The following is a 16,250-nucleotide window of genomic DNA, read 5'->3' as shown; positions in this document are numbered from 1 at the left end:
CGAAGAAACAATGAACTGTAATAAGAAAAACGAATATGATTAACGAACTTTAGCAATTCGAGCCATTCCTTGAGGGCTTCTCGCCCTCAAACTCCTCGGTGTTTTCAGGTATTAGATTATCCTTCAACACCCAAAGAAATCTCAGCAGAGCCTATCGTTGATACATATCCATCGACATAGGGCCTCTCATGAGTGACAACGGCAAAAGCCGGCCTGACAAGCTTGTTGGCAACAGCAATGACAGCGACTTTCCCGGGCTTTCCGTTATACCGCAGCCGTTCGTAACAAGCCCTGCATTCCCTGTTGCATCTGAGAGATGTCAAGGCGGCAACATAGAGCTGGCTTCTTAGAGAAGCATCTCCATTGCGGTAAATGTGACCTTTGAAATTGACTGACGTACCGGACTGTTGATAGTTTGGCGATAAGCCCAGATAACGGGTGAGTTGCTTGGCATTATCAAAGTAGGGTGTCAAGTTTGTAGTAAACAATCTTTGCCAAAAACGGGTTGATGTCTAGCCTTTTAGAACTTTAAGAATACCTCATGTTGTAAACATAGCTTAACATAATATATTTGCATATTTCGTTGGAAATCAGTAACTTTACAGAATAATTATAACGTTAATCCATAAAGAAAATGACTGTTAAGAGAGGTGAAAATAATAAGCTAATAGCTAAGCTTCAGCGTAAGTTGGAAGCTCGGGAAAAGGAGATTGCAAAATTGAAAGCAGGACGTAAGGCTGACAAAAAGCAGATAAAGAACTTACAACGTGAGAACAATAAAAAAAAGACAAGACGGTAACTCTGACAAGGAGCCAAAGCAGATTACTTTCAGAACTATTAGGGGATTCAAGTTCAAGGAATTCGTAGTCAGCCTCGCTACCCGCCTGAGGGCAAGGGTCAAGGTCTGTGGTGTCCGCTCCATAAGGTCAATCCTGGATATCGTCAACGAATCTTTCCATGGGGAGCTGTTCGATGAGACTCCCAGCCACCAGACGATAGAGGACTGGTGTGAGAAAGCGGGTCTGGATGTATGCACCGGGGCAAAAGACCTGTTCAAGAACGAAGAGTATGTAAGCATTGTGGATGAGAGCATATCTGTAGGCAAGCAGAAGTTGCTGTTGGAGCTTGCTGCTCCTGCCAAACACCCCGGCAGGCCGTTGAAGCAATCCGATGTAAGTATAGTGAGTATGGCAGTCAGCCCCTCATGGAACACAGAAGCGACAAAGCAACAAATGGACAAGACGCACAAGCGCATAGGGCATGGCCCTAAATACTCCGTCACCGACAACGGATATAACTTGTGCGGTGCATGCCGGCAATTGGGCATAACGCACCACCGTGACATCAGCCACACTTTTGGAGTGATACTGAAGAAGCACTACGGTAACTGCATTGACTTCAAGAAACTTACAGAAATAATGGAGAAGAACAGACTGAAATACCACTTGACGGACAAGGCCATATTCCTGCCACCAAAGCAAAGGGCGATTGCAAGGTTTATGAACTGTTCCCAGTGGATTGGATGGGCAAAGAACACGGTTGGCAAGTACGACACGCTAACATCGGAAGGAAAGGAAGCATGCAAGTTCGCGAAAGAATACGAGAGCCTTATTACGGAGTTGGACGCGGTCATTGAGTGCATGGCATATGTAGAGAAAAGGTGCAAGCAGGATGGATTGAGCAAGAACTTGGCATATTTTCTTCAATGGTACATTGCGAGAACCCTTGTCACTGCAAAAGGTGCCACGCACAGAATGAGAATGACGGGCATAGACATGTACGAGTACTTGCGTGACGAATGCAAAGTTCTGAAAACAGATAAAGACTTGCATATAATATCTTCAGACATAATAGAGTCGTGTTTCGGGACGTTCAAGGCAACCAAATCGCCAGACAAATTATGCGGCATTACAAAGCATGTGCTGGTCTTGCCTCTGGCTATGCTGTTCACTTCGAGACAAAAGCGTTTGGAGTTTGACTTCAAGGCCGCTATGGAAAATGTGCATTACAAGGATTTGAGGGAGTGGAAAGACTTAAACCTATACGGAAATCCAGCAATGGAACGAAGGGATATCCTCCGAAAAGCTTAATGATTAATGAATATCCGCAATCATCCAAATTAGCAAAGTTTACACTGCCTGGACAATCCTTGGTATAAAAATTGTGGGCTTATATTTGACTATTGGAAAGGAATGATTATGAACTTGACTGATTTCTATGAAGTTTATCCTGACGAGGAAGCCTGTGAGCACGCTCTCAGGGAATTTCGTGAATGCCATACTCTTTATTGTCCGGAATGTGGCGGCTTGCACCTCAGTTGGAATCCGAGCCATAAGTCTTGGACATGTATGGATTGCGGTCATGAGGTTACCCTCCGTTCCAGCACAGTGATGCAAGGCTGTAAACTGCCAATTTTCGATTGGTTCGTGGCAATGTTTCTGATAGTAAGTACGAAGTGGGCCATATCCGCCTTGGAGGTACAGCGCCAGCTTGGAAGGGAACGCTACCAACCCGTCTGGGAAATGCTGCATAAGCTGCGTGACGTGATGGGCAAGCGTGACAGCCTCTACAAGCTGTTTGACCAGGTGGAACTTGATGAAGGATTCTTCTCCACGGAGACGCCTGAGAGTGAAAAATGACTTCCTCTCAAGCGTGGACATGGGAGCCAACGGAAGACGGCCGTGCTTGTCACGGCGGAAAGTTCTGTTCCTACAAACACACCAATGAAGAAGTACAGCACCGGGAAACGGGTCGGTCATATCAAGATGGAAGTCATACCGGACTTGAAGGCGGCTACGGAGGAAGACAGAATAAAGAATTTCATAGATGCCGGAGCTGATGCCACCACAGATGCCACGAAGTCTTACGCGGCACTTACAGCGAACAAAATTGTCGCTAAGCATAAAGCATATGAGATGAAGGACAAGACCATGATCGGCAAGGTGCTTCCATGGGTACACATATCCATAAGCAATGCAAAGAGGAGTATTCTTGACACGTACCATGACATCAAGGGGGACTTTCTGCAGCTCTACCTCAACGAATTCTGCTATAAGTTCAACCGAAGATATTTCGGATTTCACCTGTTCGACAGGCTTGAACTTTGCGCATGCACTTATAGGACGAGTTTCAAGCATAGAATCTACTGATTTGGATGATTGCGGATATTCATATAATGATTTGTAGTCAAAAACTTGACACTCTACTTTCAAACACTATACCGTCATGGGCTTGTTACGAGTCCGTGGCGGTTGTTGCGTATAAAATGTACATGATATGATTAGAAAACAAGTTGTAGATCCACTGTTCTCAAGCTGCCCGATTAGAAATGTGCTTTCAAGGATTGGTGACCTCTGGTCGTTGCTGGTACTGTTGACCCTATAAAGCAGTTCGCAGCCCATGCGCTTCCGCGATCTCTGTAAGGCGATACCCGATGTGTCGCAAAAGATGCTGACATCGACACTGCGTGAATTGGAAGCTGATGATCTTATCAAGCGAACTATCTATCCGGAAGTGCCATCTCGCGTGGAATATGAACTGACGAAGCGCGGGTTGTCGCTCATCCCTCTTCTCAACCAACTTGTAGATTGGTCGTTGGAGAATATGGATGCCATTGTCAATCACAGAAAGAAATTTGCATTGTAAGCATGATACTCAATACTGGAGGACGGACTGATACGGTGAATAATTTCTCGGAGTGGCTGTTGAACCACTTCTGGGAAGGCTATGCCTTTAGCCGTAATCCATTCTACCATGATGTGGTTAACCGGACAGAACTTTCGCCGGAAACCATTGACGTGGTAGAGTTCTGCAGCAAGAACTATCGTCCGATTCTGCCACGGCTGCATGAGATTACCGGCCGGTTCAACTGCCACTTCCACTACACCATTACCGCCTATGGGAAGGACATAGAGCCAAACGTACCCGGCATTGACGAGAGTATCGAGACCCTGAAAGAACTGTCGGCTCAGGTCGGCAAAGAGAAAATCATTTGGCGGTATGACCCAGTGCTGCTGACCGCTAAATACGCCATTGAACGGCATTTCGAGACTTTCGACTATATGGCAGAGCGAATAGCACCATACGTGGACCGTTGCCTTTTCAGTTTCGTGGTGTGGTATAAAAAGTTGCACATGCCGGAGCTGCTGCCAATTTCGGAACAGCAGAAAGATCAGATTGCAAAAGGCTTGGGTGAGATTGCCGCCAAGCACCATCTGTATATTCAAACATGTGGGACAAAGGAAAGCTATGAGCAATACGGCATCCACGGCAGTGGCTGTATGACGCGAGCTGTCTATGAGCATTCACTCGGCTTACATTTCAAGAAGATAACAGAGAAGGACAATCGCCCAGGATGCCGATGCATGGAAAGCCATGGGCTCGGCGATTACAACACCTGCATCAACGGCTGTCGATACTGCTATGCCAACTACGACCATGAGAAGGCAAAGGAGAATTACAGTCTCCATGCCCCACTTTCTCCTTTGATGATCGGTCATCTAAAGCCAACAGACAAGATCGTTCCCCTGCATCAAGAGAGCTACCTTGACAAAGAACCCCGACTGTTCTAACCAGTTATCTCCGCCACTTTGCCTGCTGACTTTGCTCATCGTCTACGTCATTCACGTTCATGCCTTTGCCGACCTCGTATTCACGGTTGGCATACTTGGAACCGGCATTGTTATCCATAGAAGAAGGACGAGACACCGAAGACGATGGCTGCGGCTTCAGCTCTGTTTTTGGATGAATAGGTATCGCGACCTTGGCGATTCCTTTCGACTCCAAGTAGTTGTCATGAAGTTGGTGAACAACAGACTCGCGTAGGTTGATGGTCTCCCCACTCCACGACACGGTGCCTCTGTGGATGCGAATACCGAATTGCCGATAGAGGATACGGTTGATGTCGGCTGTAGTGAGCTTCGGGTTGTCGGCAAGCAGCTCATCGATGGTCTTTTCAATTTTGGCAAAGCGAGTGGCTGCATCTTCGAACTGGAGCAGCTCCTTGATGCTAAGGAACTCCCCACCTTTGAAGACCGTCTTGTTTTTATGGTCAACGAGGATGTAACCATAAGGCGTGTCAGCATTGCCGACGAAGACAAGGCTGATACCGAACTTCTTCTTCATGTGGGCGGCCAGCTCTTCCTTATTGGCAGAAAGGTTACGGTATTTTTGCAGGATGGCGCGCAGCTGTTGACGTCGCCTATTGTCAGGTCTGTTCTCTTTCAATGCGTGCTGCATGATAAGCTGAACCTGTATCGTTCCGAGCTCTTCACCTCCGCGATGAAGATATACTAATGGCTTTTCGTCATCGTCCTTGCAATCATAGCCTAAGCTTTCCATGATGGCACAGAACTGAGCTTTGGAAGTATAGCGATAAGAGAGTGCGTCATTTGCGATGTCGTTGACTTCCGGTTCCTGCTTCTGACCCGTGTATTCCTCCATTATCTTTTGCGTCACCTGATGTGAACGCCGCTTCTCATGATTGTGGTCTATCTTGTGACCATCGGGTGCCACACGGGAAGTGACGATATGGATGTGGTTATTGTCTGTGTCGTGGTGAGCATAGACCAGCAGCGGCTGGCCTTCCTCGGCATATCCCATCTCTTTGAGATAACGGTGTGCAATATCGAGAAGCTGCTGGTGGGTGTACTCTGTTCCCTTGCAGCTGACAGCCACATGGAACTGGGCGTTTTGAATGTGTGTGTTCCATGAAGAGTAGTCAAGAAAATATTGCCGGAGCTTTTCGGGTGTGTATGCCCCTGGTCTCAGTCCGAGGATGTTCTGAGCCTCCAAGAACGTAGCCACGCCTTTCTCAACCTTCATCTCATTGTAGGCGATTGCATGGAAGTTAGCGGAAGAGGGCAGGATAGTGATTATCATATTTTGGTCTGATTGTTTACGTTTCTTCTTGCTTGTCGTGGATGGCATCCAACTCAGCCTTGATGCTCATGATGGCTTTGACGGCATTCCGAGTTTCAGGTAGAAGGATGCTGCGGAAGTAATTCTCGGTGAGTTCACCGGCTATGGCCAGCTCGTTAGCGCGGTGCATACACTGGTTGAAATTACCACCCAACCACGAGAGCTGTTGTTGATATTTTTTGTAGAACTGTAGGAGTGCCTCCATCGTCTCTATCTTCCCTCTCGTCCGCTTGTCATCGAAATGTCTGACCGCGTCACGCACCATGGCGCTCATGTTGCCACCATAGTTCTGTGCCTTGTTTTGGAACATCTGAGACTCATCTTCTGTGAGACGGATTTCCAAACGGATACATTTCTTCTTCATACTTTGATGGTTGGTTTATAGTTCATCTGATAAGGATTAGGGAGTTGCGACCGATTATCCTCCCAGCTCTGCTGGCAAGTGACTTTTGAAGTATACTGAGGTGTTAACCGAGGTGTACGTACAAAAGTACAACTTGCTACTCCCAATGGACTGCCGTGGCGGTAGCAAAGCCAAAGGATTAGGTTCGTATGTTGGTTTTCAAGCGGATATGTCATTTCTTCAATAAAACTTGCGTAAGCGGGTTTTCATCAGTTTTTCGCAGACTTAGTATTTTACTGGCTCAAACTATGCGATTGATTACTTTTATCATGTGATAACTATGATAAGTATGATAACCTTTATCACGTGATAACCGTGATAACCATGATAACCTTTATCACGTGATAACCGTGATAACCATGATAACCTTTATCACGTGATAACCGTGATAACCATGATAACCTTTATCACGTGATAACCGTGATTACTATGATAACCTTTATCATGTGATTGCTTTTATCATTTTATAGGAGGTTAGGACTCGGGAGGTAATACCCATTTTGAGTCACCCTCCGAGCCCCAGGTAATTGAATTACAGATTGAGCATGTGATATTTTGTCAAGAAATCTACATTAAGAAAAACACCATTCTGACTATATCCATGCGTGAAAATGTTTTTGCATTTCACGTTGTTGTCAGCAAAGGACAGCAAATCCTTGGGTGACAGCCGAGAGACATAATTGTCATCCGCCTGCCATCCGTTTGCCACTCCTCCCTCAAAACGAAGATAGAGCACATACTCGCCCGATGAGATCTTGATGTCCCTACAGAGTATCGGGTTGCGTTTCGTCGCAATCTTCATTTGCCGCCCCATAACCTTATCGAAGCACTGTTGCAGAAACTCATTTCGGTGCGTTGTCGTGTCGAACGGCATGTTGGTCATGTTGGTACCACCAGGATGCTCCTTGTGCAGCGGTGACAGAATCAGCGTAATACCATCCATCGTAGCCTGCAGCTCCCTCTCCAACTGCTTGCAGAAGAGTGCTACAAGCAAGCAGTGGAAAGGCGTCTCTACCGACTTGTCCACGATGGTCAGCTTACAGTCCTTCCGTCCGGCGAAGACACTGCGGAAGACAGCCCAGTGGCAGGGATCCTTTGATACGATACTTGGGAGGAACGACTGAGTGGTCGTGTCCTCTCTGAAGAACACATTGAATGTCAGAATAGCCTTCTGACTGTTTGGAGCGGTTTTTGTACTCATAATAATTGTGTTTTTGTCTCTCGGACAGATAGATATCTATTGCATATTTATTGAAAATAACGGCTCAAAAAGTTGCGTATGTCGTAAAATATTCGTATATTTGCATAGTATTAAAGGGTTAAACAACATAATTATTCACCCTCAAAAAGATGTCATCATGTTCGCACTCTTCTTCCTTTACGCACTCATCATCGCCGTCGCTGTCTTTGTCTTGAAGCTTATCTTATGGATTCTGTTGATTCCCATTCTGTGGACTTACTTCACCATTGCTGACGCCATAGACAGAAAGAAAAAGGTAGCCAGGCAGCGCAAGTAACCGCACTGCCTGTGCCCTCTGTTGCCGGCTCAAGACATCTTGAGCTGGTAGGATTGGTCTGCCAGTTGCTCTATGATTGCTTTTTCCCTCATGTAACGGATATACTCCTTGGCAGTCCTGGGCTGCACCTCCATAGAGTCTACAATAGCCTTCACCATATCTCCATAGGCCAGCTTGTCCACCTTTTCATAGATACTGACAGCAAGATTTCTGAGGTCAGCCGTCTTCTGCTTCTCCTTATCCTCCTTGGACTTAGTACCCATATAGACAAACATATCCTCTTTCTTGTCCCACCCGAATGACATCATCGGGATGTCCAGCGGACTGCCGTCGCGAACCTTGATGCATTTGACCACTGAGTATGCAGGATTGGTGTCCTTCTCAATGGATAGAATACCCGCAGCCTTACGCTGCAATTCCGATCCTATATGACCTCTGAGCTTCACACCGTTCGGTACGAAGTGCAGCACACAGACTATGCAGCAGTGGTAGAATCCGGCAAGACGGTACAGTTCGTCGATGACATCCACGCTCTCCAGCTCATCGTTGGCCGACCGCACCAGATCCGCCACACCGTCTAAGACGACCAACTGGATGCCATGGTGCTCATGGAAGTTCATGTCGAGAGACGTGCGGATGATGTCCAGCCGCTCCTTACGAGACTGCTCCGAGAGATGATAGGCATGGAAAAAGTCCGGCTTGTCTTGGAGATAAGCCCGCTTTATAGCCTTGTGAACATTCTTGTAAAGCTGATGCTCAGATTGTTCCGTGTCAAAGAGGATGACGGCCTTACCCGACGGATTCGGGATGATGGTAAGGCCCAGCGTGCGCTCGGAATCCAGCGCACTCTCTGCTATAGTACCGGAGATGATGGCAGCAACGAAGTTGCTCTTTCCCACGCCTTCACCTCCGGTGAGACAAAAAAGGTTGTCACAGGTGCCGACGGGCACATCATTGACCTCGACAACAGACGAGGACTTGGCAGGCGGATTCTTATAGTCCAGCTCGCAGGACTTGAAGATGACCGAGCTCTTGCGGTAGAGGTTGTGAATGAGATCACTGATGAGATCTTCCAGCTCCTTTGCCGTATGTCCCAGGGCAAAGAAATCAGAAATGTCCTTCTCACTCTTTGTCCCCGACAGTGGCAGCTCCAACCGCTTCACGCCATATTGTTTCAGCGACTGTTCAATCCTTGCCGCACTCTCCTTGCCGGTCTTGTCAGTGTCATAGAGCAGAACAACGTGCTTGAAACGACGGTGAAGATTCTCAATGATGTTGATTGGCGGCACGGTAGTCTCGCTGTTGAAGCACACAGCGTCGAAGCCATGTGCCGCGAGCGACATGACATCCTTCTCACCGCCGGTGATGAACACCATGTGTCCACGCGCCGGCAGATGCTCCAGTCCATATACATACTCTCCGCTTGGTCTGTGCGCATACATGAACCGCAGCTTGCTCTTCGGCATGTACACCTTCACCGCTTCATCAATGGTGTGATAAACGAACATCGGTTCAGCTACACGGGAAGAAATCTTATATTCCTTTCCCTCTTTGGAGATGCCGGTCAGAAACCGCGCGCTGCGCACCTTGAACCTTTTCAGCACGTCTTGCGTAATGCCGTATCGGTGCCAATAAAGAAGTTCATTCTCGCTGAACTCCTTATAGGTCAACGTTATATTAGGCTGTGGTTGGACATCCTGCTGCTTGTCAGAAAGTTCTTGCTGCTCCCTGATAACAGGGTGGGACAGTATGGTCCCATGCCTGTGCCCGCTATTATATGATTGTGTGGGATCGAAGAATACTCCGAGTCCCATGTCATCGTTAATACGACGGAGTATCTGGACGAAATCATTTTTCATGTCCAGGTTCAGAAGCCTCGCCACGAACCAGAAACAGTCTCCGGAGTATTCCATATCTCCGAAGTCCTTCATCATGTAGATTCCCGTCTTCTTGCTCAGATGAATATAGCATGAAGCCTTTGTGTCATGATATAACGGATTCTTGAACTTCTTGTCCGGCGAGAACTTGAAGGCAATGTAGTGGTGAAACACATCCAATCCTTGACGTGTTTTGTTCAGAATCTGAATTTTGTAGTCCATATTGAATAAGAAGCATGATTATTCGTCAAAAGTCAACATGGACGCATTGCCTGAATACATGAGTATTCTCTCCAGTGCCTTAATTCTATCCAGACCTTTACAAGTCATCTGTCCACTCCAGATGCCCTCATAGATTTTCACCAGTGGATAGACAACATGGTTGCGGGACAAATACTCGAAAGGCAGTTCGCTGTTCTTTCTCCATCTCTTCAGTGTGGTCTCAGAGATTTGCAGTATTCTCAGCAGCTCTTTGCTTCCAACCTTAATGTTCTTGGCCGACAGAACGTCCAGCTCTTCCTCCATAGGCGGCTGCTTGTTATCCATTGGTGGTGGAATGTCATCCCCTGATGACAAGGCTTGGTGTAACGTGTTAACCTCAATTCTCAGCACCTTGACTTCCTCATGCGTCTTAGCCAGCATTCGGTGCATCTTCTCCAGTCGTTCAACTAATTGAGCGTTCATCGCTTTTTCTTTTCTTGTAATTTATAACATAAATGTCGAACGTTTAGCAAGTCTGTTATAAAAACAGTCCGACAGCTATCACTTTGATAGCCGTCGCAAAAATAGAAAGAAAAATGAAAGCATACAAATAAAATGGTTGACAATGGTCTGATTATCAATCATTGTCAATCATTATCAATCAAAATTTCAAGTTTTTGACGAAATCGTAAATCAATTTTTCCTTATCCTTGAGAGCTTCAAGAGGCTTGTTGGCTATCTTGCAAGCTGGAACGGTAAGGTTATGTGCTTCTGTGACGATGTTGCCTGAAGAGCTTATCAACAGTCCGTTGCAGGCGATGATATTAGCCCACTCAGCTTTGATGAGAGATTGTTTTGAGAGCTGGTAAAGGAAGAAAGCAACGAGGTTGTTCTGGTTCATTCTGAGACGAGCGCACTCCTCGTTGTAAAGAAAAGCCTTCACTTCATCAGTGCTGATATCTTTGCTGAACAACCTAATCTGATTGGCAAAGCTCGCTATGGATGCGATGATCTCCTTTGGGATAGGAGTCTTGATGAGCGTCGCCTTGGGAATCTTCATTTGGTCGACATCTTTCAGTGTTTCTGTGAACTTTCGTTTCTGCTCATCAGTCAGAATGGCATGACAATTGTTTCCCTTCTGTTCTTTTGTGGTTCCTGAATTTTGAGCGACATACTTGCTTCCCAGTATCTGCTTCAGCAGCGGGCAGTAGCATCCTATAGGATTCTTCTCGAAGTACTCTCGTACCAGGTTTTCTTTGTTGGTGAGGGAATACTTGACAATACCGTATGAAAATCTGCTTATCAGGTCATCCTTGATACATCCTCTCGCTTCCACCATCTCCGTCAGCACAAAGAAGATGTTGTGATAAATGCCGTAGTCCAATTGGCTGTCCTTGACGGAATTCAGATAGAAAGCATGCGCTTTGGCATAATACTCATTGATTGTCTTTTCAAGCAAGTCGAAATCAATCGACTGAATCTGTTGGGCCATTAGCCCGTACTGCATGGCGATTTTTTCTAAGTACCGTCTCATCCTTTTCTTTTGTTCAAGATTAATTTTAGTCTATAATATATCTATAATATAATTGACACACCATATAAGGGATGTCTATTAGTCGGTTCTTCCGTTAAATGAATAGATAGGCTGTTGTATATATATTAAAAGAGCTGGTATTATGTATCTTTGTAGTGCCCAAACTCCAAGAACATGAATACCAGCATAATGCAAAACGCCTTAGGCGTCTCCCGACAGGAATGTCAGGATATGCGCTACGAAGGTAATGAATTAGTTTTGGAAATCCAAACACCCAGGGAAAAACTTTGTTGTCCAGCGTGCGGCAGCCATCATGTTGTTCTTGACGGCAGCCACATTCGTCGCTTTGTAAGTGTGCCAATCGGCTTAAACAAGACTTATCTGGACATGCATGTACAACGTGTTTTATGTCATGACTGTGGGTGTATCCAGCAGGAGAAGATTGATTTTGCCAAGGGGAAACGTCGACATACACAGGCCTTTGCGAACATGGTACTTGACCTGTCACGCTTTGCAACGATCCAGGACATTTCCTGGTTCCTGCAAGTATCGTGGGACGTTGTACGTAACATTCAGATGGAGTTCTTGCAGGCAGAGTACGGAACTCCGGACCTGTCCACATTAAGACGAATATCCATTGATGAGTTCGCAACCCATAAAGGCCAGGTATACAAGACCATTGTGGTCAATCTCGACAATGGTCACATCGTGTATGTAGGAGAGGGAAATGGCAAGGCATCCCTTGATGGGTTCTGGAGCAGACTCGGAGATGACAGACACCGTATAGAGGCTGTCTGCACAGAGACTTATCCGCCGTATATACCAGGACTGTGACCGAACATCTGCCCCAGGCAGCACTGGTTGTAGACCATTTCCATGTAACTAAGCTCATGAACGAGAAACTCGACCAACTCAGAAGGCAACTCTGGCATGCGGAACGGGATGTCAACAAGCGCAAGGTAATAAAGGGTACCAGATGGCTGTTGCTGAGAAATGGAAATGACATCTTCGATCATCAGCACAGGAACAGATTAGAGAATGCGTTGAGTTTGAACAAGCCTTTGATGACAGCCTATTATCTCAAGGAAGATCTTAAGGAGATATGGAACCAGTGCTGCAAGGACGATGCAGAGAAAGTGCTTGACGAATGGGTCAGACAGGCTTTTGATGCAAAGATACAGCCACTGGCAGTCATGGCATCAACCGTCAGGGCATACAAACCCTACATTCTTGCATGGTATGACCATTATATCTCAAATGGGAGAATAGAGGGAATCAACAATAAGATTAAAGTGCTGAAAAGACAGATTTATGGGTTTAGAAATGATGAATACTTTACCCTAAGACTATATGCATTGCATGATAGGCGTCTACGCATTTAACGGAAGAACCTATTAGTCTCTCAAATTTGTATTGGCGTACCGTCGCCTGTGGCTGTTAGCTATCGTCCGCTTCTTCATGCACAAGGTTTGCTATCTCATCGATACATTTCTTCAATATCTCAATGAGATTTGCGTCTTTACCTCCACCTTTGATTGCGCCTGAAGCGACCTGTATGAGTTCATAGATTGTGGTGAATACTTCTGTTGAAACATCTTTTATTGCAGAAAACTCTCTGAAAAGATAGGGCATTGCAGTGGCAGTCTTTTTACTGGGTATCTGCCATATGTGACCGACCATTTTGCCAAAGTAAGCAATTTTTCTTCTGAGACCAGACGATTTAACGACGGGCACGAGGAAGTATACGAGGTCAAGGCCTTCAGCAATACGATTCAGGGAACTTATTTTGAAATCCACATTTCCATTCAAGATTTTGCGGATCTGCCTTTCGTCTATACCACTTCTATCAGACAGGGCCTTTACCACATCCTCACCTGAGGGGAGAAATCCTTCCGGTGTACAAAAGACTACATCTTTCATCCACGGTACAATAACTTCCCGTTTTGTATTTTCAGCTTCCTTTAGTGGCTTAGCTTTCTTTTGTTGCGTTTTGGCAACCTCTTGTTTTGAAGTAATCTTTTCTTCCATTTTGCAAAAATCGGATATATTTCCCCAAACTCGTATACACTGCAATGTCTCTTAATATGCACTGCAATGCAGACGCAATTAACAATCCAACGATAACATATTGTGAGACAGAAGAAAATGATTGCTTAGTGTCGATTAAAAAAATGCATTGCAATGCAGTTTCTCTACTTGTAAGTCGGATAACAAAATAAGATTTTCCTACATAATGGTAGACGATCATGTGGGGTTAGTCAGAAATTTCCCAAAGTATAACGATGTAGGATTATCAAGACGCTGATAAGTAGTCACAAGACTGTGTATTTGACGAAAGAGGCCTTATATGGACTGATGATTCCTTTGCTTGGTAAATTCTTTTGTGTTATGTGGCTATATCTGTTTAGTTAGAGATTTGATGGTTGACACCGTATATCACGCTAAGCACATTTTTCCTTATTTCCTCTGTTATTTCAAGAGGCTTATCTTCTGAAGGCTACCGAATACAATTGATATTCAAAAGTTATTGTGAAAAAACTAATATGATATTTGCTATTGTCGAAAATATATCGTAAATTTGCGACAAAATAAATAGGGAAAATATGCAAGAAAACATTGGTAAACAGATTGTTAGTAGCATGAAGAAGTGCGGAAGGGGTTCTATCTTCTTTCCGAGCAGCTTTACGGCCTATGGTGACATCAAGTCTGTCTCCAAGTCTTTGGAGCGGTTGACCAATGACTCTTTCATAATAAGGTTGGCTAATGGCATCTATTTATATCCGAAGATAGACAAGGAACTTGGACTGGGCGTATTATATCCGTCTGTCGAAGACGTTGCTTTGCAGGTCGCAAAGAGAGACAGAGCACACATTGCGCCGACCGGTGCTTATGCCATGAACCTTCTCGGGCTGTCTACCCAGGTACCCATGAACGTGGTATTCCTAACAGACGGCTCGCCAAGGAAGATAAGGCTCGGCAACCATAGAACAATAACGTTTAAGCATACTGTTCCCAAAAACCTTGCTTTCACGAACAAGACAGCTCAGCTGGCAACATTCGCATTGAAGGAGATAGGTCAAAACAGTGTCAATGAAGAGCATCTGAAAACACTGAAACATGTATTCACAACCATTAACGAGAAGTCCATTGAGGCGGATTATAAGCTGATGCCGGCATGGATTAGAAAAATAATAAAGAGCTTTTATGAATAGTTATTTCGATTTACGTGATGACCAAAAGAAGATGGTTATCACGCAGACAGCCAACAAGATAGGACTGCCTGTCCAAGCAATTGAAAAAGACCTATGGGTTTCCACCATACTCAAAGTAGTATTCACGTTGCCTTTTGCGGATAAGCTAGTCTTCAAGGGTGGCACCTCTTTGAGCAAGGTTTATAACCTCATCGATCGGATGTCTGAGGACATTGACCTCGCGATAGACAGAAATTTCTTTGGATTAACCGGCGATCTGACCAAGAGACAAACCAAGAAGTTGAGGAAACAGTCGTCTCTGTTCGTCAGAGATGAATTCGCAAGTCAGCTTGAGGACAGACTGAAAGAATACGGTCTGGAGCAATATCTTACCGTGGAACCTGAACCTGACGGTGAAGGTGACAATACTTATCCCGAGCCACGAAAGATTCATATTAGATACAATGCACTCTTCGGTGAGCCATCTTACCTAAATCCGGAGGTGATGTTGGAAATCGGCTCCCGTTCTCTTTTTGAGCCAACAGAGATTGCAAGAGTATCCAGTCTTGTGACTTCTTCTTTCCCTCAGGTAAACACTGACGTGGTAGATACAGATATTCGGACAGCAAAGGCTGAAAAGACGTTCCTTGAAAAAGCATTTTTGCTTCACGAGATGTTCACAACGGAAAGAGCACATGTCGCAGACAGAAAATCACGTCACCTGTATGACCTTGAGAAAATGATGGACGAGCAATTTGCCATTAATGGCATTAATGATGATGAGTTGTGGAATACTATCGCACATCATCGAGAGGTTTTCACCAGCATTCACGGCGTTGATTATACCCCAGACATTCGAAAAAGAATAAAGCTGACTCCACAAAAAGAATATCTTGACGTATGGAAGAAAGATTACGAAGCTATGCAGCTCTCCATGATCTATAGCAATTCACTTCCTTTCGATAAATTACTTGAGCGAATGGTTGAACTTGAAGGCAGATACCATAGCATATAAGGTAAACCATCAAACAGCGTGCAGAAGGCCAAAGCCAGCGCTTGCCATGGTACATGAGCAGTGCAGGGTGCAAGGTCTATTATAAATATGACCTCGCACCCTGCACTGCTTATGTACCAAAACGCAAGATAAAAAATTGTCTCTCAAATATTTGGTGGTTAGTTCATTTTTTGCTAACTTTGAACCCAAATAAAAGAGATCTTTAAATTTCGGCTTGATTACTGCCTTCGGGTGTGTTTTTCAAGTCATGCAGGGTTAGGAAATGGTCTGTAGAGGGTCTGTAGATGGTCTAAAAAACGGTACAGATACGGTACAACTCAATTCCTTGACTTTATAAGCAATTGAAATACAAGATTTTAGCGGAAAAGGTGGGGGTTCCTCTCTCTCCGCTGAAAGGAATTTACAAAACAAGTAATTCATTTCACGAATTAAGTTAGGTCCCGTAATTCCAACAAGTTACGGAACTCTTTTCTTTAAAAACTCAGGACCCTTTCTGACCACCTAAATAGTCACTACATGGTCTGATTGTGGTTACACATACGGTATAGAAAATCCGGAAGCTGAAAATTGTACCAAAGTGTAGCGTCTCCGCG

At 45.1% G+C, this 16,250-nt stretch carries 13 protein-coding genes and 4 pseudogenes; 9 read left to right on the top strand and 8 right to left on the bottom strand.

The genetic code is table 11. From position 1 onward, the window contains the following. Positions 1 to 116: 116 nt before the first annotated feature. Positions 117 to 464, bottom strand: a pseudogene (locus PREMU_RS07030) (transposase); the annotation flags it as partial. A 170-nt stretch (positions 465 to 634) separates the two neighbouring features. Between PREMU_RS07030 and PREMU_RS15240 the strand changes: the two are divergent. The 5 genes and pseudogenes from PREMU_RS15240 to PREMU_RS07010 all read left to right on the top strand — a co-directional run bounded on the left by PREMU_RS15240 (position 635) and on the right by PREMU_RS07010 (position 4,571). Continuing rightward, positions 635 to 799, top strand: a complete 165-nt coding sequence (locus PREMU_RS15240) for a hypothetical protein (RefSeq protein ID WP_007574179.1) — start codon at positions 635 to 637, stop codon at positions 797 to 799. After that, positions 768 to 2,090, top strand: a complete 1,323-nt coding sequence (locus PREMU_RS07025) for a hypothetical protein (RefSeq protein WP_007574178.1) — start codon at positions 768 to 770, stop codon at positions 2,088 to 2,090. Before PREMU_RS15240 ends, PREMU_RS07025 begins: the two co-directional genes overlap by 32 nt. Positions 2,091 to 2,198: 108 nt before the next feature. Beyond that, positions 2,199 to 3,149: pseudogene (locus PREMU_RS07020) on the top strand (IS1595 family transposase). 127 nt (positions 3,150 to 3,276) lie between these two features. Continuing rightward, positions 3,277 to 3,645: pseudogene (locus PREMU_RS07015) on the top strand (winged helix-turn-helix transcriptional regulator). Positions 3,646 to 3,647: 2 nt separating this feature from the next. Further along, a complete protein-coding gene (locus PREMU_RS07010) occupies positions 3,648 to 4,571 on the top strand; it encodes a DUF1848 domain-containing protein (protein WP_007574177.1) in 924 nt (307 codons plus the stop codon). Positions 4,572 to 4,575: 4 nt separating this feature from the next. Here PREMU_RS07010 and PREMU_RS07005 read toward each other — a convergent pair whose 3' ends face one another. The 3 genes from PREMU_RS07005 to PREMU_RS06995 form a co-directional block, all read right to left on the bottom strand. Further along, the gene (locus tag PREMU_RS07005) at positions 4,576 to 5,880 is read right to left on the bottom strand and encodes a relaxase/mobilization nuclease domain-containing protein (RefSeq protein WP_007574176.1); all 1,305 of its coding nucleotides are present in this window, start codon (positions 5,878 to 5,880) and stop codon (positions 4,576 to 4,578) included. Positions 5,881 to 5,896: 16 nt separating this feature from the next. Then, on the bottom strand, positions 5,897 to 6,283 hold the full coding sequence (locus tag PREMU_RS07000; RefSeq protein WP_007574175.1) for a ribbon-helix-helix domain-containing protein: 387 nt from the start codon (positions 6,281 to 6,283) through the stop codon (positions 5,897 to 5,899). Between the two features lie 571 nt (positions 6,284 to 6,854). Beyond that, positions 6,855 to 7,523, bottom strand: coding sequence for a hypothetical protein (locus PREMU_RS06995; protein ID WP_007574174.1), 669 nt, complete (start codon positions 7,521 to 7,523; stop codon positions 6,855 to 6,857). 157 nt (positions 7,524 to 7,680) lie between these two features. Between PREMU_RS06995 and PREMU_RS14985 the strand changes: the two genes are divergently transcribed. Next, positions 7,681 to 7,839: a hypothetical protein gene (locus tag PREMU_RS14985; RefSeq protein ID WP_007574173.1), complete on the top strand. Its 159-nt coding sequence runs from the start codon at positions 7,681 to 7,683 to the stop codon at positions 7,837 to 7,839. A 29-nt stretch (positions 7,840 to 7,868) separates the two neighbouring features. On the opposite strand, the gene PREMU_RS06985 is transcribed toward PREMU_RS14985, so the two are convergent. The 3 genes from PREMU_RS06985 to PREMU_RS06975 all read right to left on the bottom strand — a co-directional run bounded on the left by PREMU_RS06985 (position 7,869) and on the right by PREMU_RS06975 (position 11,451). Beyond that, a complete protein-coding gene (locus tag PREMU_RS06985) occupies positions 7,869 to 9,938 on the bottom strand; it encodes a toprim domain-containing protein (RefSeq protein ID WP_007574171.1) in 2,070 nt (689 codons plus the stop codon). Positions 9,939 to 9,956: 18 nt separating this feature from the next. Next, positions 9,957 to 10,400: a hypothetical protein gene (locus tag PREMU_RS14140; RefSeq protein WP_007574169.1), complete on the bottom strand. Its 444-nt coding sequence runs from the start codon at positions 10,398 to 10,400 to the stop codon at positions 9,957 to 9,959. Positions 10,401 to 10,578: 178 nt separating this feature from the next. After that, a complete protein-coding gene (locus PREMU_RS06975) occupies positions 10,579 to 11,451 on the bottom strand; it encodes a hypothetical protein (RefSeq protein ID WP_156803978.1) in 873 nt (290 codons plus the stop codon). Positions 11,452 to 11,625: 174 nt separating this feature from the next. Between PREMU_RS06975 and PREMU_RS16065 the strand changes: the two are divergent. Beyond that, positions 11,626 to 12,833: pseudogene (locus PREMU_RS16065) on the top strand (ISL3 family transposase). Between the two features lie 55 nt (positions 12,834 to 12,888). Here the strand turns inward: PREMU_RS16065 and PREMU_RS06965 are convergent. Next, positions 12,889 to 13,479 (bottom strand): helix-turn-helix domain-containing protein, encoded by a 591-nt coding sequence (locus tag PREMU_RS06965; protein ID WP_007574166.1) that lies wholly within the window; start codon positions 13,477 to 13,479, stop codon positions 12,889 to 12,891. Positions 13,480 to 14,054: 575 nt separating this feature from the next. Between PREMU_RS06965 and PREMU_RS06960 the strand changes: the two genes are divergently transcribed. Then, positions 14,055 to 14,663 carry a DUF6088 family protein gene (locus PREMU_RS06960; protein ID WP_007574165.1) on the top strand — a complete coding sequence of 203 codons (609 nt, stop codon included), beginning with the start codon at positions 14,055 to 14,057 and terminating at the stop codon, positions 14,661 to 14,663. Beyond that, positions 14,656 to 15,657 carry a nucleotidyl transferase AbiEii/AbiGii toxin family protein gene (locus tag PREMU_RS06955; RefSeq protein WP_007574164.1) on the top strand — a complete coding sequence of 334 codons (1,002 nt, stop codon included), beginning with the start codon at positions 14,656 to 14,658 and terminating at the stop codon, positions 15,655 to 15,657. Before PREMU_RS06960 ends, PREMU_RS06955 begins: the two co-directional genes overlap by 8 nt. Positions 15,658 to 16,250 lie beyond the last annotated feature (593 nt).

This window comes from Hallella multisaccharivorax DSM 17128 (genome assembly GCF_000218235.1).
Classification (GTDB): Bacteria; Bacteroidota; Bacteroidia; order Bacteroidales; family Bacteroidaceae; genus Prevotella; species Prevotella multisaccharivorax.
This window is presented reverse-complemented; position numbering and strand designations above follow the sequence as displayed.